Here is a 23,131-nt window from a genome sequence, read left to right as displayed (position 1 = left end):
GCGGAGGAATCTCAATTACACGAATGCCGCAGCGCCTGCGCCAGCTCTCCTCGGGTAAAAGGTTTACGCAGCAGCGCCACGTCAGGCAGCGCCGGGTTATGCGCCGGACGTAAATCCTGACCGCTAATCAGCAGAATATTCAGCTGGGGATAATGCTTCAGGGCATGATTGACCACATCCGCGCCACTCAATCCGCCTGGCAGCATTAAGTCGCTGATAAAAATATCAATCTCGGAGGAAGCCGCCAGCATATGCAGCGCCTGCTCGCCGTTGGCGGCCTCCAGCGTCAGATAGCCCAGCAGATGCAACTGCTCACATAACGTTTGGCGCACGTCGGCCTCATCTTCGAGCACCAGTACCAGCTTTTCACCGCTGTTCGCCGCATGTTCCGCTATCGGCTCAGCCTGAATCTGTACCGGCACAACGGCGCGGGGAAGCTGTAACCGGACCGTGGTTCCCTGCCCCGGCGCGCTCTCAATTTCCACCCGACCACCGGACTGGCGTACAAAACCGTAGACCATCGACAATCCCAGACCGCTGCCGCTGCCGGTCTGTTTGGTGGTGAAAAATGGCTCGAAGACCTGAGCTTTCACTTCCTGCGACATCCCACTTCCCTGGTCGGCTACCTCCAGCATCACCATATCCTGCTTGCGCCCATCGCTGCGCGTAACCCGTTGATTCCATGTACGGATTTTTATCGTACCCGCCTGCCCGTCCATGGCATCACGGGCATTCATCACCAGATTGATAATGGCGTTTTCCAGTTGGCTGACGTCAATCCACGCCGGCCAGGCCGGAGACTGGGCTTCAATTTCCAGCGTCAGCGTGGACGGGAGCGAATGGCGCATCAGTTCGCCCAGGTTTTCCAGCAATGTTTTCAGCTCCACGGCATGTGGATGCAAAGACTGTTTGCGCGAGAAAGCCAGCAGCCGCTGGGTCAGCAGCGCCCCGCGCTCGGCGGCTTTCAGCGCCCGATTGATCCGTGGCGCGTCGGGAGAATTCGGATCCACCAAATCCAGGCTGCCGATAATCACCGCCAGCAGGTTATTGAAATCATGCGCTAATCCGCCCGTCAGCTGTCCTACCGCCTTCAGCTTTTGGCTGTGCAACAGCGCTTCCTCCAGCCCCTGACGCTCGGTGCGGTCGATTTCCATCTGCGTGGTTTTTTCTTTCAGCAGCCGGGTGGTGTGCTCCAACGACGCCGTATTACGGGCAAAGACGCTAAAAGCACGCGCCAGCTCGCCCAGCTCATCACGCCGTTGCAGGGCCGGGACACTGACGTCTGATTCACCGTGCGCCAGCCGGCTCATCGCCCGCGAAATGGCCGTCAGGTTAGAACCGAGATTGCGGTAGATATACCACCCGGCAAAACCGGTGATCACCACCGCCAGTAGCGCAAACGCCAAAATAAACAACGCGCCGGATTGCAGTTCCCGATGACTTTGCGCCACCCGCTGTTCGGAGATTATCGCCACCTGCGAGACATACTGGTTGATATCGCTGTTGAGGATCGCCACCAACGCTTTGATGTGGAACATATACCAGTTGATCGCCAGATCGCTTTGTTCCAGTGCGGCAGAAAGCGGCTCCAGCTTATGCAGTTCCTGATTAAAATCATTGAGAATACGGCTAATCAGCAGGTTACTGGCTTGCAGAGGCAGCGCGAGCATCACCTCGTCCAGTTGTTTGACCACCGATCGCGGTGTAGGTGTTTCAATAGCGGCGATAATTAAGCGATCCATCTGATCCAGCAGCGCGTCATCCTGTGCGTCAGTCAACTTTTGCAGATGGCGTAAGTAGCTTTGATTCTGGTACAGCGAACTGAGTAGCGCGTTGCGCTCCAGATGCCGCCGCTGTCCGCGCTGCAACATACCTTCCACACTGCTTTGCAGCTCATTGCTGCGTTGAATAATACGCTCAACCAGCACCGGCTCCTGCTGCGCCAGCGGCGCAGCGGCCAGTTGTTCCAGCGACTGCTTCAGCGACCGCTGCGTCTCCTGCAGCCGTTCCGCTTCGCCTTTGTATTCCAGCGCCCCCACCACCTGCGACAGCCGCACCGCCGCCGTCGCCACGTTCGCCGTATCGCGCGCCAGGTTCATACTGCCGGTCATGTCGTCAACGGTTTGCTGCTGCACCTGCTCCTGAATCTGGCTGGCATGCTTAAACCCCAGCACCGCTACGCCGCTGACCATCAACGTGACCGCCACCACCAGCAGGTTGAAAAACAGTAATCGCCCGCGCGCGCTGGCGAAAAAGTGACGTCCTGGTTGCGGCATATCACGCTCCGTGAAGAAAAATCGCAATATGACAAATATGAACGGCTTCTGACATTTTGCATTTACATTCCTGTGATGGACTGCTGATATCGGCCACCCCGCAGGAGATCCGCTATGAGCAGGACACCGGTTCTGGAGATGCGCAACATTGCCAAAGCGTTTGGCAAATTTTACGCGCTGAAAGGGGTCGATTTAACGGTCTGGCCGGGTGAGATCCATGCCCTGATGGGCGAAAATGGCGCAGGAAAAAGCACCCTGATGAAGATCCTCGCCGGTGCCTATACCGCCACCAGCGGCGAGATCCTGATTGACGGTCAGCCGTTCCACATTCGTGGGCCAAAAGATGCGCTCAGCGCGGGCATCACGCTGATTTATCAGGAGATGCAGCTCGCGCCAAACCTGACGGTGGCGGAAAATATCTTTCTTGGCAGCGAACTGTCGCGTGGTGGTCTGGTTCAGCGCAAAGAGATGGTGATGCAGTCGCAGAAGGTTATCGACCGACTCGGCGCCCAGTTTAAGGCCAGCGACCGGGTAATGACGCTGACCATCGCCGAGCAGCAGCAGGTGGAAATCGCCCGCGCCTTGCACCGTAACAGCCGCATTCTGGTTATGGATGAACCCACCGCCGCCCTCTCCTCACGTGAAACCCACCGCCTGTTTGAACTGATCATGCGCCTGCGCGATGAGGGGATGGCGATTATCTACATCAGCCACCGCATGGCGGAAGTGTACGAACTCTCGGATCGCGTCAGCGTCCTGCGCGATGGGCAGTATGTCGGTAGCCTGACCCGCGACAAGCTTAATGCTTCGGAACTGGTGCGCATGATGGTGGGCCGCCCGTTGAGCGATCTGTTCAACAAAGAGCACGATATTCCTTTGGGTAAAGCGCGCCTCAATGTTCATCACCTGACTGATGGCAACAAAGTGCAACCATGCAGCTTGCTGGTGCGCTCCGGGGAGATTGTCGGCCTTGCGGGTCTGGTGGGCGCCGGACGTTCTGAACTGGCGCAGCTGATTTTTGGCGTACGTAAAGCCATCGGCGGCATGATTGAAATCGACGGTGAACCGGTGGTGATCCACTCCCCACGCGAGGCGATTGACCACGGCATTGGTTTTCTGACCGAGAACCGCAAAGAACAGGGGTTATTTTTAGAACTGGCGGCAGCGGAGAACATCACCATGGCGACGCTGGAGCGCGACGCCACCTGGGGCATGCTCGATCGCAAAAAAGCGCAGGCGATTTCCGATGATGCGATTCAATTACTCAACATCCGCGTGCCGCATGCTCAGGTACGAGCGGGTGGGCTGTCCGGCGGTAATCAACAGAAATTGCTGATCTCGCGTTGGGTGGCGATCGGCCCCCGCATTTTGATCCTCGATGAACCCACGCGCGGCGTGGACGTCGGCGCCAAAAGCGAGATCTACCGGATCATGAACGATATGGCGCGCAAAGGCGTGGCGATCCTGATGATCTCCAGCGAACTGCCGGAAGTGGTCGGGATGAGCGATCGCGTGTATGTCATGCGCGAAGGCAGTATTGCCGGCGAGCTGGACGGGAAAAGTATTACCCAGGAAAACATTATGACGCTGGCAACCGGCGTGAACGACTCCCACCATCAGGCGGTGCCCCATGAATAATCCAACCACTCCCCAGCAGGTGGCGAAATCCGCCTCCGCGAAAAAAATGCTGATGAGCGATCTGATGCAAACGGTCGGCATCTTACCCATTCTGATCCTGATTGTGGCGGTGTTTGGCTTTATCGCGCCAAACTTTTTTACTGAGAGCAACCTGCTGAATATTACCCGCCAGGCGTCGATCAATATCGTGCTGGCGGCTGGCATGACTTTCATTATTTTAACCGGCGGCATCGACCTTTCGGTTGGTTCGATTCTCGGCACCACCGCAGTAGCGGCGATGGTCGTTTCTCTTATTCCTGAGTTTGCCATGCTGTCGATTCCGGCGGCGCTGATGCTCGGCATGATACTGGGGTTGTTTAACGGGGCGCTGGTCGCTTTTGCCGGACTACCGCCGTTTATCGTCACGCTTGGGACTTATACCGCGTTACGTGGCGCGGCTTATCTACTGGCGGATGGCACTACGGTTATCAACTCCAACATCAGCTTTGAGTGGATCGGCAACAACTATCTCGGCCCGGTACCGTGGCTGGTAGTGATTGCACTGGCGGTGGTGGTGGTGTGCTGGTTCATTCTTAGGCGCACCACGCTGGGCGTCCATATCTACGCGGTTGGCGGCAATATGCAGGCAGCACGTTTAACCGGTATCAAAGTATGGCTGGTGCTGCTGTTCGTCTATGGCATGAGCGGTTTGCTCTCGGGTCTTGGTGGAGTGATGAGCGCCTCGCGGCTGTACAGCGCCAACGGCAACTTAGGCATGGGTTATGAGCTGGACGCCATCGCGGCGGTGATCCTCGGCGGCACCAGCTTTGTCGGCGGGATAGGCACCATCACCGGCACGCTGGTGGGGGCGCTGATTATCGCCACGCTGAATAACGGCATGACGCTAATGGGCGTCTCCTATTTCTGGCAACTGGTGATCAAAGGGGCGGTGATCATCATAGCGGTGCTGATCGACAAATACCGTACCCGACACCATCAAAGTGCATAGACAGGATTGCCGGATGGCGGCGCAATCGCCTTATCCGGCCTACCCATCCGTAGGCCTGATAAGCGTAGCGCCATCAGGCTTATAACAACAATACCCTACGAGTGAGGAATACAGCATGAGATTGAAGCCATTAGTGACCGCGCTCTGTGCTGGCGCACTGCTTGCTAGCGCTCCGTTTGTGCAGGCAAAAGAACTGAAATCGATCGGCGTCACGGTGGGCGATCTGGCCAACCCGTTCTTCGTACAAATAACCAAAGGTGCGGAGCTGGAAGCGCGCAAACTGGCGGGCGATGGTGTTAAAGTGACGCTGGTGTCCAGCGGCTACGACCTGGGCCAGCAGGTATCGCAAATCGACAACTTTATTGCCGCCAAAGTCGACATGATTATCCTTAACGCAGCGGATTCCAAAGGCATCGGTCCGGCGGTAAAACGCGCGAAAGACGCAGGGATTGTGGTGGTTGCTGTTGACGTGGCGGCGGAAGGCGCTGACGCGACCATTACCTCCGATAACACCCAGGCGGGTGAAATGGCCTGTAAATACATCACCGACCGCCTGAAAGGCAAAGGCAACGTCGTCATCATCAACGGGCCGCCGGTTTCCGCCGTCCAGAACCGCGTGGAAGGCTGTCAGACCGAGTTCAAACGCCACCCGGACATCAAGGTACTGTCGCATAACCAAAACGCCAAAGGCAGCCGCGAAGGCGGGCTGGAGATCATGACCGCACTGCTGGCGGCGAATCCGAAGATCGACGGCGTATTTGCGATTAACGATCCGACTGCGATCGGTGCCGATCTGGCGGCAAAACAGGCGCAGCGTAGCGAATTCTTTATTGTTGGCGTAGACGGCAGCCCGGACGGTGAAGAGGCCCTGAAGCGCGAAAACTCACTATTTGTGGCGACGCCAGCACAAGATCCGCAGGTGATGGCTGCCAAAGCGGTCGAAATCGGTTATGACATATTGCAGGGGAAACCCGCCCCGAAAGAGCCCGTGCTGATCCCAGTGACGATGATCGATAAAAACAACGTCGGCAGCTATAAGGGTTGGACGGTTAAATAAATCCTGAACTGACTGATGCTCTCCTGCCACAAAGAGAGTCAGAGAGTCAAAGAACCAAGAGCGCCCGTCAGGGCGCTTATCTCATAAATACTGAGAGTAATAAATATCCATTTCTTCCTCGATATTATGACTCAGTATAAAAGAAAAAATCATAACCGCCGTGTAAATAACCGGAATACCAATAACTAAAGGTGTAAACGTATACCAGGGGTGACTTTGGAACAGTTCCAGTGGTACGAGACTTACAAATCCCATACACCATAAAATAATTGCGCACAATTTTATTATTCTCCAATAATCATCGAAATCCAGCTTATCAAGTGCCGGACAAGATCCTGGATATTTAGCAGCTATTATGCCGGATTGAATAGTATCTGCAGATGTACTGGCGAATAACTGATGGCCTTGACCATATTTTGCAGCATCCGCAGCCAACGCTAATACAACCCAGCGCTGAACTTCTGTGCTTTGCCCAGTGACGGCCTCCAGTTCATATCGGCTATCGGCCAGAATACTCGTTTTTGCGTTTTCTATTCCACTAAACAATACGAATTTTGACTGCTTATCCAGTGAGTTGAACCATAGTTTTTTAATCTTACTAACATCCACTTGCTGTGCAGAAAGATATGTACTTACGATTTCATCAAGATAGTAAGGGGTACTGTCCATCATGCGTAATAAATATAAAGGTGTGTCTTTATCTTCAAGCAGTTTCGTACTGGTAAAAATAAAAGCATTAGCACTTTCGAAAAAATCATAATTATTTTCATCGTGCAATTCAACTGCAATAACAAGGCTATTTTCAGACATATTTAAATCAACCCAATCATTTATTAAAAAATAATCAGGACATTCGTAAAGAATATTGATTTTTCCGACCTTATCGTTGGGAATACCCAGGCTTGCCAGCACCACCTTGAAACTATTGCCGATAGTGTCATCCGCTCCCTTAACATATATCCAGGTATTAAAAGGCCGATAATCCCTGACAAGAGAATATTTGAGGGGCGCTATCAACTGCCTTAGCACCTTATCAACTCTGGTGTCATCCATTGAGTCAACTTCAATATCAATTCGTAACGGCGTTGCAGAACCTGCTGGCGCTTCACCCTCTAGTTTCTGAATTTTTAATGCCAGTTCAGGTACCGGGAGAATGGATGAATAGTCTAAAAGAGGCAATGCCCGTATTGCCCAGTTTTTCCACCTATTCATACCATACTGCTCAAGATAACCCGCATAGTAACATGGAAAAGATATAACACCGTAAGTGATTACCACCACACACCAGATTGCTAACACTATTAGCGACGGGATACCTATTGCATTCCATATCAGATCATCAGGAACCTTCTTGTCCTGCAACCAGCTGAATATATTGTACGTTATAAAAAACAGAGATATTGCACAGCTAATGAACAGCACAATATTAAGCGGGAATTTTTCTGGTTCTGGATACGGATTCTTGTTTGGTCTCTTCCATTTATTCATTTGCTTGTCCCCGCCGTTGGCAGTGTGGTTTTTATTGCACAACCGCATGCAGCCCTACACCCATCCACAACAACGCCTCTACCGTCCATTGTCCAGGTTGGTTCAAAATCAAGTATGGGAAAGGTCCCTTTATGCGCAATACAAAAAACAGTATCCCCCATTAAAGCGACAGGAATTCCCATAAACTTGCTGCCAGAAGCTTTGTTCACATATCCACCGTTTTCCAGCAGGTCATTTAGTCTGATTACACCTTTCATATTATTTTCCCGCATCCATATCGCAGTACATCCGGGTCCAGCCCTTATAGCCCACCACTTCTGGTTCTTTGTCCGGCAGGTTTTGATAGTTGGCCTTATATCCCTCCGTTAAATGGGCCAGGGATGCTTTCATAAACACCACTGTTCCCCAGTCAGCACCTGGAGATTCAGGACGGGTATGACCATAATAATATTTTCCTTTAGATTTTTTCTTTCCGTCTGTATATATAGAGAGATAGTCGGTATCATCGAAGTATTGATAATCGATACCCGGACCACCCGGCTTTAAACGCGGGTCGTCAAAAGGGTATGAACTCATATACAAATGATTTTTCGAGGTGGTAATAAACGCCTGGTTATTGACCACCACCACTCTTTTTATTTCTTTTCCTTCCGGATAGTCACGCATAACCCCATCGGAGTTTCTTTCCAGCGCCCGGGAAGAGGCCATATAGTCTGCTACCTGCCACGTTTGTCCGTAATCTTTAGATATCTTGTAAGCATCTGGCTCCCATCGTGGTATCAGAATATACTCATCTGATGGGTGAATATATACACCGGAAAAGATCTGATACGTTGAATAAACGCCATTTACTAATTCTTTATGTATATTCCTCCTGGTATCATGATACCAGAGTGCCCCCTCGCAATCGAAGCCCTTTAGTTCCAGATATCGGTTATCATCATAGCGATAAATGACCTGTGTGGGTATTTTTTTTGTACAGGCAGCCATAGCGCATAGCAAGACTGCTCCGATTATTATTTTTAACGCACTTCCCTTATTCATAATTCATCCTTAAACGTTAAGCGGTTTGGGCATATCCCATTGCAGATTGGGAGTCTCGGTATTGTATATTTCATTATGTCTGGCAGGTTGAACCGTTGTTGAATGACAATATTCGTTAACCACACCAAATTGACCCTTTGGTAAAATATCATCCGGCCTGTTCATGAAATCTTTCGTACGGTCTTTGCTTAACTTTCCAGTATTATAATAATCAACAGTCCTTGGCAGACCATTAAGCTTCATACGCCAGTCCCCACGGCGAAGCAGTTTTACCCAGAACTCACCATTTTCGTAATCAAATGCCCCGCATATCCCCACCGCCAGATCGAAGGCCATCGCTTTCGCGGGGGCATCTTTCGACATAACAATAGAGGAATGCTGGCTGTAACCAACCTGCTCTGATTTCATCCATTCTTTTTCCAGCTCATCCGGCGTTTTTTCATAAATAAGCTGCACGGTCTTATTGTATCCCCCGCCCAGGACAACGCCTTTGGTATAAGGCTTAGCATATTTTTTGGCGAACATCGCGAGTTCTGCGGGCGTTAATTCCTGCCCCGGCTGTAAATAATCGAAACCTGCGCCGCTGAGATTTTTGAAATCTGTCTCAGTGCGCGCAATAACCGTGGCTTTTGCCGAAAATGAGATGTCCTGATCGGGTGAACCCGGTACTATCGAATATTTATACTGACTTCCCGCGCCCTGTAACTGGTGTCTGAAGGTGACGGGGAGCTGCTCACCATTCACAACAACATCCGCAAACGTATATTGTCTGGTCGCCAGCGTATCCTGATCAAAACAATCCTTTTTTAACGCCGGCATTTCAAAAGGCACGCTCAGTGGGCTGCCGCCTATTTCCGGACCATTTTCGCAGAAAACCCGCTGGCGCAGATTGTCTATACCGCTGGCAATGTCATGGGGGACTCCCCGCCAGCCCAAACCCTGCACGTTAAGTAATGAAACCACGCTGTCATTAGGGCAAAAATAGTTATATACCTTGCCAAAGTTATTACGGGTATAAAGTTTATTCTTGCGCCATTGAGAATTGGTTTTACTCAGACAAATTGCGCCTTCTAATTCATCAATCTCGGCCTGCGTGTGATATTCCCCCTTGCCATATCTGCCGTTTGTCGCCATCAAATGACAGAAATTTTTAAACGTCTGCTGGCGGGCGCGATCCGTCTGGTGATGTCCGGGCGTCATACCTTCAGCAGCCGTTTTTTCCAGGGCGTAGGGAGAATGGTTGAGGATCACACAATCGGCAGGATCGGCACCTGCTGCTTTGACCAGCATATTGGCGAGCATGGTAATAATCGTTCCCTGGGAGTGCGCAATAATATTAATGGGATCGAATTTTGTTGCCGGTTCTCTTCGAATCATCAGGATTAAATCGGCCAGCCGCTGCGCGGCAAAAAACTGATAAATTCGGTGCGGGTTATCATAAATAGGATGCGTAAAATCCCCGCCATTCAGATGAAATGAAGCAAATCCTGCCGTAGCGTTCGCAGGGCCGCCGGAGCCAGGGCCTAGCATATCCGGAATAGTGGTTGTCGCATTGGCAAAGGTCCCCCCGCCTTTGGCGTACACATCGTCCAACACGTTGCCGAAATTATCATTCTGAAATTTCAACGTGGTTTGAGGAATGTGTCCTAACTTTGCCAGCGTTGCGTTGTCATCTTCCTGGTAGGCGTTATAAGGCAGCTTTGCGGCGTCTCCTGATTTAGCCCGCTCATCGCGGTAACGCCGCTGATCGTCAATATACGTTGCATGATCGACGGGTTTATATCCCCAGTAAAATGGGATCACCGGACTGCGCCCGGGCATTTTCACCTGCTGCTGCTCGCCATCCCCCATATCCATTTTGTACTGATGCCATTCATGCGGATACATATCCGTGCGGCCCATACGTTCATTCAGGCCGGCAATAATCCCCTGCTCCTGATTTTGATACGCCTCGCCCACATCGTTGACGCCATGAACAAGGATCACAATACAGGGCATAGGGTTTTTAACCGCCACTTCGCAGACGGCCATTTTTCCGCCGGTGGATTTAGGCACGCCTTGTACACCTGTCGCCACGACCCGCGGATTAAAGGGACTGTTACTCATTTGGCAAAATCTCCATTTTCATTTCATCCATTTCCGTCATATCCAGTAACGGCGTCATGCCTTCATCGTCGGTAACACCTTCAATGATTTCACCGGAGGCCTTAGTCAGTCTGAATTTTGTCTTTTTCAGAACATCGTCCGTATTTCCATAACCATGTAATTTAATTCGGCGGTGAAACTGGTCTTCCTGAAAAACGGGGGATTTATCTTTAACGGATTCCGGCCCGCTCCAGTCAAGGGTGGTGCCTTTGAGCTGCACTTTGGCGGGAGAGAATATTTTTACTGAGCCATCTTCATTTATTCGAATACCGCCCCCTCCACACAGCAACTGAATATTCTTTTTGGCGCTGATGGTTACGTTGCCGTTCATACTTTGAATATGAAAATGCTGATCGGAAAGCAGACCCATTTCCCCGCGCTGCGCCTGGACGGAAATATCATCTTTTGCGGCGATAATTTTGATCCCGATCGCTCTGCTGAAAAGCGATAACCCCTGCCCGACTGCCATGGAGAGTTTCTTAAAAACGTTAAAACTGCCGTTATTGGCCGCGTTCAGCGACAGATCTTTGTTTGCCGACAGCGCCATGGTTTCCGGTGTGAGCAGAGCCATACCGTGATCGGCATAGGCCACCAGCCCCGAGCGGGTGAGCTGTTGAAGCGCAGCGTTAAGCTGCTGCTGTTGCTCCATTTCAACGTTTAACGCTTGCGCCGTCAGGGCGCTTTGCTGAAGAGAAGTTGCCAGCACAAGGGCAGCCTGTAGCTGTTGAACGACTGCGTTCATGTCGAGCTGCTGACCCTGGGCTTTTGGCTGCGCCTCTGTCGTCAGCAATATTCCCTTTGCGGCTCTCAAAACAGCCCGATCATCGGTGCGCAGTTCTGCACCTTCACCGCGCGGCTTACCACCCGCATCAACAAGATGTCCCATGTTCAGCTGGGTTTTAGCGTACTCGGTACTCAGCTTGACGTGTTCCTGCCCGCGTCGGTCTTCCATCCGCAGCTTATTGAGACCCGCAGTGCGGATGACGTTGCGGGTATTGTTGCGGCTGGTGACGGGATCCGGCTTTGGCGCATGATGCAGCGCATGAGCAATGAAAGGTCTTTCCGGATCGCCACCTTCAAACGCAATGGCGACCTCCGCACCCTGAATGAGTGGAAAGTGATGACCATAAGTATCGCCGGCATAAACTCGCGCCAGACGAACGGGCATACTTTCATAGCCTTGCCTGTGCTGGTCGAGGTCAAAATCAAACTTCACCCAATAGCGCCCCTGCAGATCGATGTGGGCATATTGGTCATTGTCTATTCGGGATGAAACAATTGCCGGAACCGTACCCGCGATACGCGGTCGGGGTAGCGGCTGCGGTCGAAAGCAAACGCGCTCATTGTAAGGAATACCGAACAGTTGGGATTGCAGGGCTGCATCACGCCTGCCCGTCACTCGCATTGCCGTTACCACAAAGCCCGAAGTGAACGCCTGCGGAATGGTACCGTCGATGTTAAGCACCATACCTGGCACGATCGACGGACTGGTGGTCACGCCGCTTAAAACGGACTGATTATTAAGAATAATTTCGTGATGCAGTTTGGCGTAGAACCAGCTCGATTCGCCCGGTTGTTCCTCCGCAAATTTCGATCCCGGCTGGTGATGAATATCCGCATAACGATAATCCATTCCATACGTCGTCGACGTCTGTTCAGCTTCCTCGGCATCAGCATTGAGTATTAGCGAATTGGCAAGCCGGTAGTCAAAGTTCTTTACTTTAACGGCTGCGGAAACAACGTTGTGCTTGGATACCAGCTTATCGATCGAATAATCATTTGCTGTCAGACCCGCATGAGATGCATGCATAATCTTTTGATCGAAGATATACCGGCTTTGTGAATCACTGAAGATAAGCACCATAATGTGCGGAACGGCATGATGATTTTCAATTCTGAACCAGATCCCAACTTCTGACAGGATGCGGCTGATAAACGCTAAATCTGATTCCTCCCACTGGACGATCATTTCCCGGTTGGGATACATACAAACAAGATTATCAAAGTCGATTTCATAATCGGCAAAAGCATGTTCTTTGAGGAGCTGCGTGACCAAATTCGGCACATTTATGTTCAGGTAAATAGCCGATCGCTTGCGTCGAGAGAGTAATGCAAGCTTATGCTCCAGCCTGATTTCGTACAGTGATTCGTCCGCTGAAGTGCTAATAAGTGAACATGATGTGATCATCCCTTCTATTTGCCGCTCATTGATCCACATAGCAGAATCCTGGATATATTTACTCCATTTATTATTAGGGGCTCTGATTTGTAGCGAGGCTTCAATATTAAGAAGTGATTCAGGAGGGATATCTTTAAGCTTAGAGGTGAATGTGATTTTATAACTATATGGTTTACTTAAATTTTCATTTCCGTCGATTGATTCAACATCAAGCACACCTAAACTGACCGTCCCCCTGAGGGTTAATAAGTATTTATTTATACTATCATCTGAAACTATACCTTCCAGATTATAGAATCCTGAACCTTTTTTCATTATTGCATCCCTTACCAAAAGAAAGTAACACATAAGAAATAAAGTCCAGTCAGCATATCAATAATAATAAAAAAGGGATATTTTTTACTAAAAACAAATCTGGAAAGTGAGTTAATTATCATTAATTAAACATGTAATATAACCCTGACATATAAATAAACGGTTAACTGGTGCGATTTTATATTCAATAGCATCGTTTTTTAACAAAACGGTTTATATAGTGCAGCATTCGTTTTTTTCATGGTAAGGCAACAATCCAGCAGACAAATCCAAATGGTTCCAAAAACTGAGAAACGCCAAAAAAAATAAATTATTAAGTTAATGATTTACAATAACATTTATAGAAAAATCCTGTTTATTTATTATTTTATTGAATGAATCACATCCTCTCTTAAAAAAACACAATAAAATATAACTATTCCCTGTTCTGCTGTGAGGGAGAGGTAACCGGATGGTGTCCCATTTGATCTATGGGAAAGCTTTTGATTTTCGCCCTCCTCCTTTGAGAGAGGGCCGCATAAAGGTCATCTTATCAGCCACAGGAGAATCAATGAAACGCTCCGCAATAAACGAAATCCTTGGCCACACACGCCAGTTTTTTTCCCTGCACGACGTGCACCTTCCCCCTTTCGCCAGTTTCCCACCTACGCAATGGCGAAAACTTGATGCTTCCGCCTGGAGCGAAGTCTTTGACCTCAAATTGGGTTGGGATGTCACCGCATTTGGCGGCAACAATTTCGCCGCTCAGGGCTTAACGCTATTCACCCTGCGCAACGGCTCGCCAAAAGGTATGCCATACGAGAAATGCTACGCCGAGAAAATCATGCATGTTCGCGATGCCCAGGTTACGCCGATGCATTTTCACTGGCGCAAGCGTGAAGACATCATCAATCGCGGTGGCGGCAATCTGATTGTCGAACTGTGGAACGCCGGTATCAGGGAACAAACGGAGGACAGCGACGTTAATGTGGTCATTGATGGCTGCCGACAAACCCATGCCGCGGGCAGCCAACTACGCCTGACACCGGGTGAGAGCATCTGCCTGCCGCCGGGCCTGTATCACAGCTTCTGGGCGGAAAAAGGTTTTGGCGACGTACTGGTTGGCGAGGTCTCTTCTGTTAATGACGACGACCACGACAACCATTTTCTGCAACCGATTTCCCGCTACAACGACATTGAAGAAGACGAACCGGCGCTGCTAGTGCTGTGCAACGAATATCGCCTGTTCCGCTAACCAAGGAGCGCATTATGCCGTTGATCTCTCTCGCCGATGGGCTTGCCCATGCCCGCGAGCACCGCTATGCCTTAGGGGCATTTAACGTTCTGGACTCACACTTTCTGCGTGCGCTATTTGCCGCGGCAAAGCAGGAACGTTCGCCGTTTATCATCAATATCGCCGAAGTGCATTTTAAATATATCTCGCTGGATTCTCTGGTCGAAGCAGTCAAGTTCGAAGCTGCGCGGCATGACATTCCAGTGGTGCTGAACCTTGATCACGGCCTGCACTTTGAGTCGGTGGTGCGGGCGCTACGCTTAGGTTTCAGTTCAGTGATATTCGATGGATCCACGCTGGAGTATGAAGATAATATCCGTCAAACCCGCGAAGTGGTGAAGATGTGCCACGCCGTCGGCGTATCGGTGGAGGCAGAACTGGGCGCTGTGGGCGGTGATGAGGGCGGTGCGCTGTACGGTCATGCCGACGAGTCGCTATTTACCGACCCGATGATGGCGCGTGATTTCGTCGACAGAACCGGGATTGACGCGCTGGCTGTCGCCATTGGCAATGCGCACGGCAAATATAAAGGCGAACCCAAACTTGACTTCCCGCGTCTGGACGCCATTCGCCAGCAGGCGGCGATCCCGCTGGTACTTCACGGCGGTTCCGGGATCAGCGACGACGATTTCCGTCGGGCAATCGAGCTTGGCATTCACAAAATCAACTTCTATACCGGCATGTCGCAGGCGGCGCTGTCGGCAGTGGAGGCGCGGATGGCGAATCGTCAGCCGCTGTACGACGAATTCGCCGAACTGCTGCTCGGCATTGAGGAAGCCATTACCGATACCGTTTCAGAACAGATGCGTATTTTTGGCAGCGCGGGGCAAATCTGATGGAACGTAAAGGCATTATCGCCGCAGGCAACATGCTGGTCGATCATGTACATCAGATTGTGCAGTGGCCGGAGCGTGGCTGGCTGGCGGAGATCACCCGTAGCGAACGCGCCACCGGCGGTGCGCCGCTGAACGTGCTGCTAACGCTGGCAAAAATGCACACCGGACTGCCGCTGCAGGCGGTGGGCTTAATTGGCAAGGACAGCGATGGCGATTACATCATGGCGATGCTGGAACAGTATCACGTTAATCGCCAGCATGTTCAGCGCACAACATCAGCCCCTACATCAATGTCGCAGGTGATGACCGACCCGAGCGGTCAGCGCACATTTTTTCATTCGCCCGGCGCTAATCGGCTGCTGGATCTGCCCGCTTTTGAGCAACTGGATACTTCGATGAAAATCTTCCATCTGGGCTATCTGCTGCTGCTCGACAGCCTGGACATGCCAGATGAAGAGTACGGCACGCGAAGCGCACGACTACTGGCACAAATGCGTGAAAATGGCTTTGAAACGTCGCTGGATCTGGTTTCACGTAAAGGCGATCCACGCTACCAGCCGCTGGTGATGCCCGCGCTGCGCCATCTCGACTATCTGGTGATCAATGAACTGGAAGCCGGGGAATTCAGCGGGCTGGAAATCCGCCAGCCCAACGGCGAGTTGCATATCCCGCACATCGCTACCGCCGCCCGTGAACTGCTGGATGCGGGTGTGCGCCAGCGGGTGGTGATCCACTGTCCGGAAGGCGCATGGGGGGAAAGTCCGGATCAGGCTGGCGCCTGGGTCCCGTCACAATATCTGGCGCAGGAGGAGATCGTCGGCAGCGTCGGGGCAGGAGATGCGTTTTGCGCCGGATTTTTGTATGGCTGCCACGAGTGCTGGTCGCTGGCGGACAGTATCAGGCTGGCACACGCCTGTGCGCGAGCCAGTTTGTTGTGCGCCAATGCGATAGACGGCGCGAAAACGCTGGCAGAGTTAAAGGCCGCAATGGCTGACGCCTGATGCGCTGCGCTTATCAGGCCTACGAGGTCGTTATCGCTTTTGTAGGCCGGATAAGGCGTTTACGCCGCATCCGGCAACTGCACACGATCACGCCGCCTTATCGTGATGCTGCACGTCGGCGGCGAATACATAGCCCAGCCCGCGCAGGGTTTTGATCAACATCGGTTGGTGCGGGTTAATCTCTATTTTTCGCCGCAAGCGCATGATTAACACATCAATGGTGCGGTCAAACACCTCAACGCTGTCGCTGCGCGTCAACTCCAGCAATTGCTCACGGCTGAGTACCCGACGGGCATTTTGCGCCAGCGCCAACAGGAGACTGTATTCACCCTGCGTCAGATCCACCTTCAATTGCTGAGGATTACGTAACTGACAACCTGCGGTGTCCAGATGCCAGCCATTAAAGGATAACCCCGTAGTTTGTGGGCCGCTGCTTTCGGGTGTTAACACACCGACACGTCTGAGCACGGCTTTTACCCGCGCCACCAGCACCCGGGCATTGAACGGTTTACCGATGTAATCGTCAGCGCCCATTTCCAGCCCCACAACCACATCCGATTCACTACCTAACCCTGTCAGCATCACCACCGGCAATCCCGGCCTTATTTTTTGCACCTGCTGCAGCACCATCAGGCCATTAATATCGGGCAACATCATGTCCAGCAATACCAGCGCGATATCCGGCTGAGCATCAATGCAGCGCAGCGCATCCTGCCCGGTGTGACAGGCGGTCACCGCAAAGACGTGTTCACTCAGCACATCCTGGAGCAGTGTGCAGATTGCCTCGTCATCATCCACAACCAGTATGGCTGGCTTCATCGTTCCTCCCCATTTCTGGCCAACTTAAATGAGTGTGATTGATTCTGCACAGAGTGACAGCGATAAGGCACAAGGACGTGTGGGAAACATAACCTCGGTCACACTGCCGGGGCGTCACGTACTGGAGATTCGTCACGTCAAATATGACGACAGCCTGTTTTTCGTCAGGGTTTTGCGCAAATTTCACCCGTATTATCGGCTGATGCCCCTGATAAAAACATGGCATAAAAGATGCATAACGAAAACGACAAGCGCGTATGCGCGATTTGATTAACTGGAGCGAGACCGATGAAAAAAGTCGTCACGGTTTGCCCATATTGCGCATCAGGTTGCAAAATCAACCTGGTGGTCGATAACGGCAAAATCGTCCGGGCTGAAGCGGCGCAGGGGAAAACCAACCAGGGTACCCTGTGTCTGAAGGGCTACTATGGCTGGGATTTTATCAATGATACCCAGATCCTAACCCCTCGCCTGAAAACCCCCATGATCCGTCGCCAGCGTGGCGGCAAACTGGAATCCGTTTCCTGGGATGAAGCGCTTGATTACGTCGCCACTCGTCTGAGCGCCATCAAAGCGAAGTATGGCCCGGACGCCATTCAGACGACCGGTTCATCTCGCGGTACGGGTAACGAAACCAACTATGTAATGCAAAAATTCGCGCGCGCCGTTATTGGTACCAATAACGTCGACTGCTGCGCTCGCGTCTGACACGGCCCATCGGTTGCAGGTCTGCACCAATCGGTCGGTAACGGCGCAATGAGTAATGCTATCAATGAAATTGATAACACAGATTTAGTGTTCATCTTCGGGTATAACCCGGCGGATTCCCACCCTATCGTGGCGAATCACGTGATTAACGCTAAACGTAACGGGGCGAAAATCATCGTCTGCGATCCGCGCAAAATTGAAACCGCGCGTATTGCCGACATGCACATCGCGTTGAAAAACGGCTCGAATATCGCGCTGCTTAACGCTATGGGTCACGTCATCATCGAAGAAAAACTGTACGACCAGGCGTTCGTCGCCTCGCGTACGGAAGGCTTCGAAGAGTACAGCAAAATTGTCGAAGGCTACACGCCGGAGTCCGTCGAAGATATTACTGGCGTTAGCGCGCAGGATATCCGTCAGGCTGCACGTATGTATGCTTCGGCGAAAAGCGCGGCCATCCTGTGGGGCATGGGTGTTACCCAGTTTTATCAGGGCGTGGAAACCGTGCGTTCACTGACCAGCCTCGCAATGCTGACCGGTAACCTCGGTAAGCCAAGCGTCGGTGTTAACCCGGTTCGTGGCCAGAACAACGTTCAGGGCGCATGTGATATGGGCGCGCTGCCGGATACCTATCCGGGCTATCAGTACGTGAAAGATCCGGCTAACCGCGAGAAATTCGCCAAAGCCTGGGGCGTGGAAAGCCTGCCTGCACATACCGGCTATCGCATCAGCGAGCTGCCGCACCGTGCGGCCCATGGCGAAGTTCGTGCGGCCTACATTATGGGTGAAGATCCATTACAGACCGACGCTGAACTCTCCGCAGTGCGCAAAGGCTTTGAGGATCTGGAACTGGTCATCGTGCAGGATATCTTCATGACCAAAACCGCCGCTGCCGCAGACGTTATTTTACCGTCTACGTCATGGGGCGAGCATGAAGGCGTCTTCTCCGCGGCTGACCGTGGCTTCCAGCGCTTCTTTAAAGCCGTTGAGCCGAAGTGGGATCTGAAAACGGACTGGCAGATTATCAGTGAAATCGCCACCCGTATGGGCTATCCGATGCACTACAACAACACCCAGGAAATCTGGGACGAGTTGCGTCATCTGTGCCCGGATTTCTACGGTGCCACTTACGAGAAGATGGGTGAACTGGGTTATATCCAATGGCCTTGCCGCGACACCTCAGAAGCCGACCAGGGTACGTCTTACCTTTTCAAAGAGAAGTTCGACACCCCGAACGGCCTGGCGCAGTTCTTCACCTGCGACTGGGTAGCGCCAATCGACAAACTCACCCCAGAGTACCCAATGGTACTGTCTACGGTGCGTGAAGTCGGCCACTACTCTTGCCGTTCGATGACCGGTAACTGTGCGGCGTTGGCCGCGCTGGCGGATGAACCGGGCTATGCCCAGATCAACACCGCCGACGCAGAACGCCTGGGTATCCAGGATGAAGAGCTGGTGTGGGTGAACTCGCGTAAAGGTCGGGTCATTACCCGTGCGGCAGTCAGCGATCGTCCAAACAAAGGCGCAATTTACATGACCTACCAGTGGTGGATTGGCGCATGTAATGAACTGGTAACCGAGAACTTAAGCCCGATTACCAAAACGCCGGAGTACAAGTACTGTGCCGTTAACGTTGAACGCATTGCCGATCAGCGCGCCGCCGAACAGTATGTGATTGATGAGTACACCAAGCTGAAAGCCAGCCTGCGCGAAAGCGCGATGGGTTAGTCCATTTTCGTACCTGTTCTGCAACAGCCTCCGCCCGGAGGCTGTTTTTTTATCCATACGATCTCTTTATACTGTTCATTCCGTACCCTAAATAAAACTCAAAATGAAACAACTCATTGCATTGATGTTCTTGATGACATTCTTTGCCCATGCCAGTGATACTGAGCCAGGAAGCCAGTACTTACAGGCCGCTGAGGCAGGAGACCGACGCGCACAATACTTTCTCGCCGATACCTGGTTTAGTTCAGGCGATTTGAGCAAAGCCGAGTACTGGGCGCAAAAAGCAGCCGACAACGGTGATGCGGATGCCTGGGCCTTACTGGCGCAAATTAAGATAACCAACCCGGTCAGTCTGGATTATCCACAAGCCAAAACGCTGGCCGAAAAAGCGACCGAGGCAGGCAGTAAGGCGGGGGAAATTACGCTGGCGAGAATTCTGGTGAACACGCAGGCTGGACGCACAGATTACCCCAAAGCGATTAGATTGCTGCAAAACGCCTCGGAAAATCTGGAAAACGACTCCACTGTCGATGCGCAAATGCTGCTCGGACTGATCTACGCCAATGGCGTGGGTATTCCTGCCGACGATGAAAAGGCCACATGGTATTTCAAGCGCAGCTCGGCCATTTCTCGCACCGGGTATTCCGAATACTGGGCTGGGATGATGTTCTTAAACGGTGAGCAGGGTTTTATTGAAAAGAATAAACAGAAGGCGCTGCACTGGCTGAATCTGAGCTGTACAGAAGGGTTCGATACCGGCTGTGAAGAGTTTGATAAGTTAACAAACGGGTAATGGTTTGTAGTGCCGGATGGCGGCGCTAGCGCCTTATCCGGCCTACAGATCACAGCTTCCCGTAGGCCGGATAAGCGTAGCGCCATCCGGCAATCTTTCATTAATTACTGATTGGCGGTCTTATCAAATTTGCCCAGCACGTCGCGCTCATAAGCCAGCGCTTTCTTGCGGTCAAACTTGTGTTCCCACTTGGCGATTACCAGTACCGCCAGCGCGTTACCCACCACGTTCAGCGCAGTACGCGCCATGTCGAGGATACGGTCAACACCGGCGATAAACGCCAGACCTTCCAGCGGGATCCCGACGCTGCCAAGCGTAGCCAGCAGTACGACGAAGGAGACGCCTGGCACGCCCGCAATCCCTTTCGAGGTTACCATCAGCGTCAGTACCAGCACGATTTCCTGCCACAATGACAGGTCAATACCGTACAACTGGGCAATAAAGATAGCCGCAATACTCTGGTACAGCGTTGAACCATCCAGGTTGAATGAGTAACCGGTCGGTACCACAAAGCTGGTGATTGATGCCGGTGCGCCGTAGGCTTCCATTTTCTCAATAATACGCGGCAGTACGCTCTCAGAACTGGCGGTTGAATACGCCAGAATCAGCTCATCTTTCAGGATACGGATTAAGATCCAGATACTCAGACCACAGACACGCGCCACGATACCCAGCACCACCAGTGCAAAGAACAGGATGGCAAAATGCACCAACAGCACCAGCTTCGCCAGCGGCCACAAGGAGGCGAAACCAAAGTTCGCGACCGTGACGGCGATCAGCGCAAAGACACCGACCGGCGCGTAGCGCATAACCATGTGGGTCACTTTAAACATGGTTTCTGAAATAGAGCGGAACACGGTAACCAGCGGTTCACGGTGCGTGGCAGGCAGGGACGACAGACCTAAACCGAACAACACCGAGAAGAAGATAATCGGCAGCATGTCACCTTTCGCCATCGACGCAACGATGTTGGTCGGCACCAGTGACAAAATTGTGCCCATCAGGCCATGTGCATGACTCTGCACCTCTGCCGTTGTGCTTTGATATTTCGAAATATCCACGGTTGCCAGTTGCGACATATCAACGCCGGTACCTGGCTGGAATACGTTCGCCAGCGTAATACCGAGGATAATCGCCACGGTGGTGATCACTTCGAAATAGATAATGGTTTTGGCGCCAATACGGCCCAGCTGTTTTGCATCCCCTACCCCGGCGATACCGACAACCAGCGTGGAAATCACAATGGGCACGACGATCATTTTAATCAGGTGGATAAAGATATCACCCGCCGGTTGCAACAGGTTTAACACCAGCCATTCGCGGCTGTCACTATGGTAATGCAGGTAACTCCCCAGCAAAATGCCCAGCACCATGGCGATGAGGATCTGCCATGCCAGGCTGACTTTCAAATTTTTCATAACAACGGACTTCCTCGATGGAGCGCTATTCCGCATATAAAAATGCGAGAACAGTACATACTGAAAGGGTATGATTTGTGTTGCGTTCGTTTATAGAGTTTTTTAACGCTTATTATCATTATCATTTGCACGCTATCTCGCGCAAGCCTTTCAGAACAGGGGGTTTAGCTGAAATTATGCATAAAAACACGAGTTTATATCGGTAATCATGAATAACTTTTTGTTATAAAAGAATTTTTATTTGATAAAAAATGAAGAAGTTCTTCCATGAGTTTTTTTTGCCCACTTGTTCAACTGCCTGTTTTTTAAACAGGCAAAATGATGCAAATCACAAAAAAAACAAATTTATTTTTGCCGATTCTGCAACAATTTCGCCATATTAATGGAGTCGATCAACTGCGCACGATTCACCCTCGGCGAGTTTAAATCCATTACTTTTTGCCACACTGAAATCGCCTGTACGTAATCAGCCTGCATAAACGCATCGGAAGCCAACAGCATCAGCGCGGTGACTTCGTTACCGTCCAGCGCCAGGGATTTATCGATCATTTCGCGCGTTTGCGGTGTCATATGCTGCCCGGCCTGGTAATACAATACCGTCGCCAACGCCGAATAGATTTCGGCGTTTTCCCCCCGAAAACGCAACGCCTGCTCATAGGCCAGCAGTGCATTGTGATACGCATTTTGCCAAAGATAATATTCCCCTAGTTGCGCCCATAACACACCGTCCTGTGGAGTGGTACGAATCTGCGACTGCAAAGACAGCAGCTGTTTTTCCTGAATATTTTCATCAGAGAACGCGTGTAATGGGTCGGCCAGTCGTGCTTGCTCCTGACGGACAGCCTGCCATTTTGGTGTTAACAGATAACCGCCGATGCAGGCAATCACCATCATCGCAACCGCGGCAACCAGCCGTTTCACCGGCATCGGACGAAACGGTACCACGCCGCGTTCAGACTGACTCATCGCTCATCCTCCTCGGTACGCTGGCGCGCTCTCACTCGCCAAATCGCCACGCCCACCAGTAGCAATAACACGCACGGTAGCGCCCATAGCAGCAGTGTTTGCTCATTCAGTGGGGGGTTATAACGCACAAAATCACCGTAACGCGCGGTCATCCAGGCGGTGATCTCTGCTTCGTTTTTCCCCTCTTCAACCATGCTGTAAACCTGATGACGCATACTGACCGCCACTGGCGCATTGGATTCCAGTAAGTTTTGGTTTTGGCACTGTGGACACCGCAGTTGGCTGGCAATAGACAGCGCTTTCTCCTGCTGTTGCGGGTTGGCAAACGTCCATGTATCCACAACCTGGGCATGCGTAGAGAACGTGATGAAAAACAAGACGATCGTTAAGAGTAAAAACTTTCTGCCGGATGACGCTGCGCTTATCCGGCCTACGGTTTGCGCACCTTGTAGGCCGGAT

At 51.7% G+C, this 23,131-nt stretch carries 18 protein-coding genes; 8 read left to right on the top strand and 10 right to left on the bottom strand.

The window, feature by feature from the left end:
• Positions 1 to 11: 11 nt before the first annotated feature.
• On the bottom strand, positions 12 to 2,276 hold the full coding sequence (locus OGX91_RS18165) for an ATP-binding protein (RefSeq protein WP_286627113.1): 2,265 nt from the start codon (positions 2,274 to 2,276) through the stop codon (positions 12 to 14).
• Positions 2,277 to 2,390: 114 nt separating this feature from the next.
• On the opposite strand from OGX91_RS18165, the gene OGX91_RS18160 reads away from it, so the two are divergent.
• The 3 genes from OGX91_RS18160 (at position 2,391) to OGX91_RS18150 (ending at position 5,959) form a co-directional block, all read left to right on the top strand.
• Positions 2,391 to 3,914, top strand: coding sequence for a sugar ABC transporter ATP-binding protein (locus OGX91_RS18160; protein WP_286627111.1), 1,524 nt, complete (start codon positions 2,391 to 2,393; stop codon positions 3,912 to 3,914).
• Positions 3,907 to 4,902 (top strand): ABC transporter permease subunit, encoded by a 996-nt coding sequence (locus tag OGX91_RS18155; protein WP_286627109.1) that lies wholly within the window; start codon positions 3,907 to 3,909, stop codon positions 4,900 to 4,902. The genes OGX91_RS18160 and OGX91_RS18155 overlap by 8 nt, the downstream gene beginning before the upstream one ends.
• 115 nt (positions 4,903 to 5,017) lie before the next feature.
• The gene (locus OGX91_RS18150) at positions 5,018 to 5,959 is read left to right on the top strand and encodes an ABC transporter substrate-binding protein (RefSeq protein WP_005132549.1); all 942 of its coding nucleotides are present in this window, start codon (positions 5,018 to 5,020) and stop codon (positions 5,957 to 5,959) included.
• An 81-nt stretch (positions 5,960 to 6,040) separates the two neighbouring features.
• Here OGX91_RS18150 and OGX91_RS18145 read toward each other — a convergent pair whose 3' ends face one another.
• The 5 genes from OGX91_RS18145 to OGX91_RS18125 are packed head-to-tail and all read right to left on the bottom strand — an operon-like array spanning position 6,041 to position 13,130.
• Positions 6,041 to 7,447: a KPHS_23130 family T6SS system protein gene (locus tag OGX91_RS18145; protein ID WP_286627107.1), complete on the bottom strand. Its 1,407-nt coding sequence runs from the start codon at positions 7,445 to 7,447 to the stop codon at positions 6,041 to 6,043.
• Positions 7,444 to 7,704 carry a PAAR domain-containing protein gene (locus tag OGX91_RS18140; RefSeq protein WP_199947635.1) on the bottom strand — a complete coding sequence of 87 codons (261 nt, stop codon included), beginning with the start codon at positions 7,702 to 7,704 and terminating at the stop codon, positions 7,444 to 7,446. Before OGX91_RS18140 ends, OGX91_RS18145 begins: the two co-directional genes overlap by 4 nt.
• Position 7,705: 1 nt before the next feature.
• Positions 7,706 to 8,491: a T6SS immunity protein Tli3 family protein gene (locus tag OGX91_RS18135; protein ID WP_286627104.1), complete on the bottom strand. Its 786-nt coding sequence runs from the start codon at positions 8,489 to 8,491 to the stop codon at positions 7,706 to 7,708.
• A 9-nt stretch (positions 8,492 to 8,500) separates the two neighbouring features.
• Positions 8,501 to 10,597, bottom strand: coding sequence for a T6SS effector phospholipase Tle3 domain-containing protein (locus OGX91_RS18130; RefSeq protein WP_286627102.1), 2,097 nt, complete (start codon positions 10,595 to 10,597; stop codon positions 8,501 to 8,503).
• Positions 10,590 to 13,130, bottom strand: coding sequence for a type VI secretion system Vgr family protein (locus tag OGX91_RS18125; protein ID WP_286627100.1), 2,541 nt, complete (start codon positions 13,128 to 13,130; stop codon positions 10,590 to 10,592). Before OGX91_RS18125 ends, OGX91_RS18130 begins: the two co-directional genes overlap by 8 nt.
• Positions 13,131 to 13,680: 550 nt before the next feature.
• Here OGX91_RS18125 and OGX91_RS18120 point away from each other — a divergent pair.
• From OGX91_RS18120 to OGX91_RS18110, 3 genes are read left to right on the top strand one after another with little or no spacing between them, the layout of a single operon-like run.
• The gene (locus OGX91_RS18120) at positions 13,681 to 14,364 is read left to right on the top strand and encodes a D-lyxose/D-mannose isomerase (RefSeq protein ID WP_005132558.1); all 684 of its coding nucleotides are present in this window, start codon (positions 13,681 to 13,683) and stop codon (positions 14,362 to 14,364) included.
• Positions 14,365 to 14,378: 14 nt separating this feature from the next.
• Positions 14,379 to 15,239, top strand: coding sequence for a ketose 1,6-bisphosphate aldolase (locus OGX91_RS18115; RefSeq protein WP_286627099.1), 861 nt, complete (start codon positions 14,379 to 14,381; stop codon positions 15,237 to 15,239).
• The gene (locus tag OGX91_RS18110) at positions 15,236 to 16,240 is read left to right on the top strand and encodes a carbohydrate kinase family protein (protein WP_149691944.1); all 1,005 of its coding nucleotides are present in this window, start codon (positions 15,236 to 15,238) and stop codon (positions 16,238 to 16,240) included. Before OGX91_RS18115 ends, OGX91_RS18110 begins: the two co-directional genes overlap by 4 nt.
• An 87-nt stretch (positions 16,241 to 16,327) precedes the next feature.
• Here OGX91_RS18110 and OGX91_RS18105 read toward each other — a convergent pair whose 3' ends face one another.
• Positions 16,328 to 17,059: a response regulator gene (locus OGX91_RS18105; RefSeq protein ID WP_005132562.1), complete on the bottom strand. Its 732-nt coding sequence runs from the start codon at positions 17,057 to 17,059 to the stop codon at positions 16,328 to 16,330.
• Positions 17,060 to 17,347: 288 nt separating this feature from the next.
• Between OGX91_RS18105 and fdhF the strand changes: the two genes are divergently transcribed.
• Positions 17,348 to 19,495, top strand: a complete 2,148-nt coding sequence (gene fdhF, locus OGX91_RS18100) for a formate dehydrogenase subunit alpha (RefSeq protein ID WP_082031702.1) — start codon at positions 17,348 to 17,350, stop codon at positions 19,493 to 19,495.
• Positions 19,496 to 19,598: 103 nt separating this feature from the next.
• Positions 19,599 to 20,288, top strand: a complete 690-nt coding sequence (gene yjcO, locus OGX91_RS18095) for a Sel1 family TPR-like repeat protein YjcO (protein WP_005132572.1) — start codon at positions 19,599 to 19,601, stop codon at positions 20,286 to 20,288.
• 104 nt (positions 20,289 to 20,392) lie between these two features.
• Here yjcO and gltP read toward each other — a convergent pair whose 3' ends face one another.
• The 3 genes from gltP to nrfF form a co-directional block, all read right to left on the bottom strand.
• On the bottom strand, positions 20,393 to 21,706 hold the full coding sequence (gene gltP / locus OGX91_RS18090) for a glutamate/aspartate:proton symporter GltP (RefSeq protein ID WP_005132574.1): 1,314 nt from the start codon (positions 21,704 to 21,706) through the stop codon (positions 20,393 to 20,395).
• 345 nt (positions 21,707 to 22,051) lie between these two features.
• Positions 22,052 to 22,672 (bottom strand): heme lyase NrfEFG subunit NrfG, encoded by a 621-nt coding sequence (gene nrfG / locus OGX91_RS18085; RefSeq protein WP_040229787.1) that lies wholly within the window; start codon positions 22,670 to 22,672, stop codon positions 22,052 to 22,054.
• Positions 22,669 to 23,097: a heme lyase NrfEFG subunit NrfF gene (nrfF, locus tag OGX91_RS18080; RefSeq protein ID WP_199947699.1), complete on the bottom strand. Its 429-nt coding sequence runs from the start codon at positions 23,095 to 23,097 to the stop codon at positions 22,669 to 22,671. The genes nrfG and nrfF overlap by 4 nt, the downstream gene beginning before the upstream one ends.
• Positions 23,098 to 23,131: the final 34 nt, after the last annotated feature.

The sequence above is a fragment of the Citrobacter sp. Cpa228 genome, from assembly GCF_030333085.1.
GTDB lineage: Bacteria > Pseudomonadota > Gammaproteobacteria > Enterobacterales > Enterobacteriaceae > Citrobacter > Citrobacter pasteurii.
This window is presented reverse-complemented; position numbering and strand designations above follow the sequence as displayed.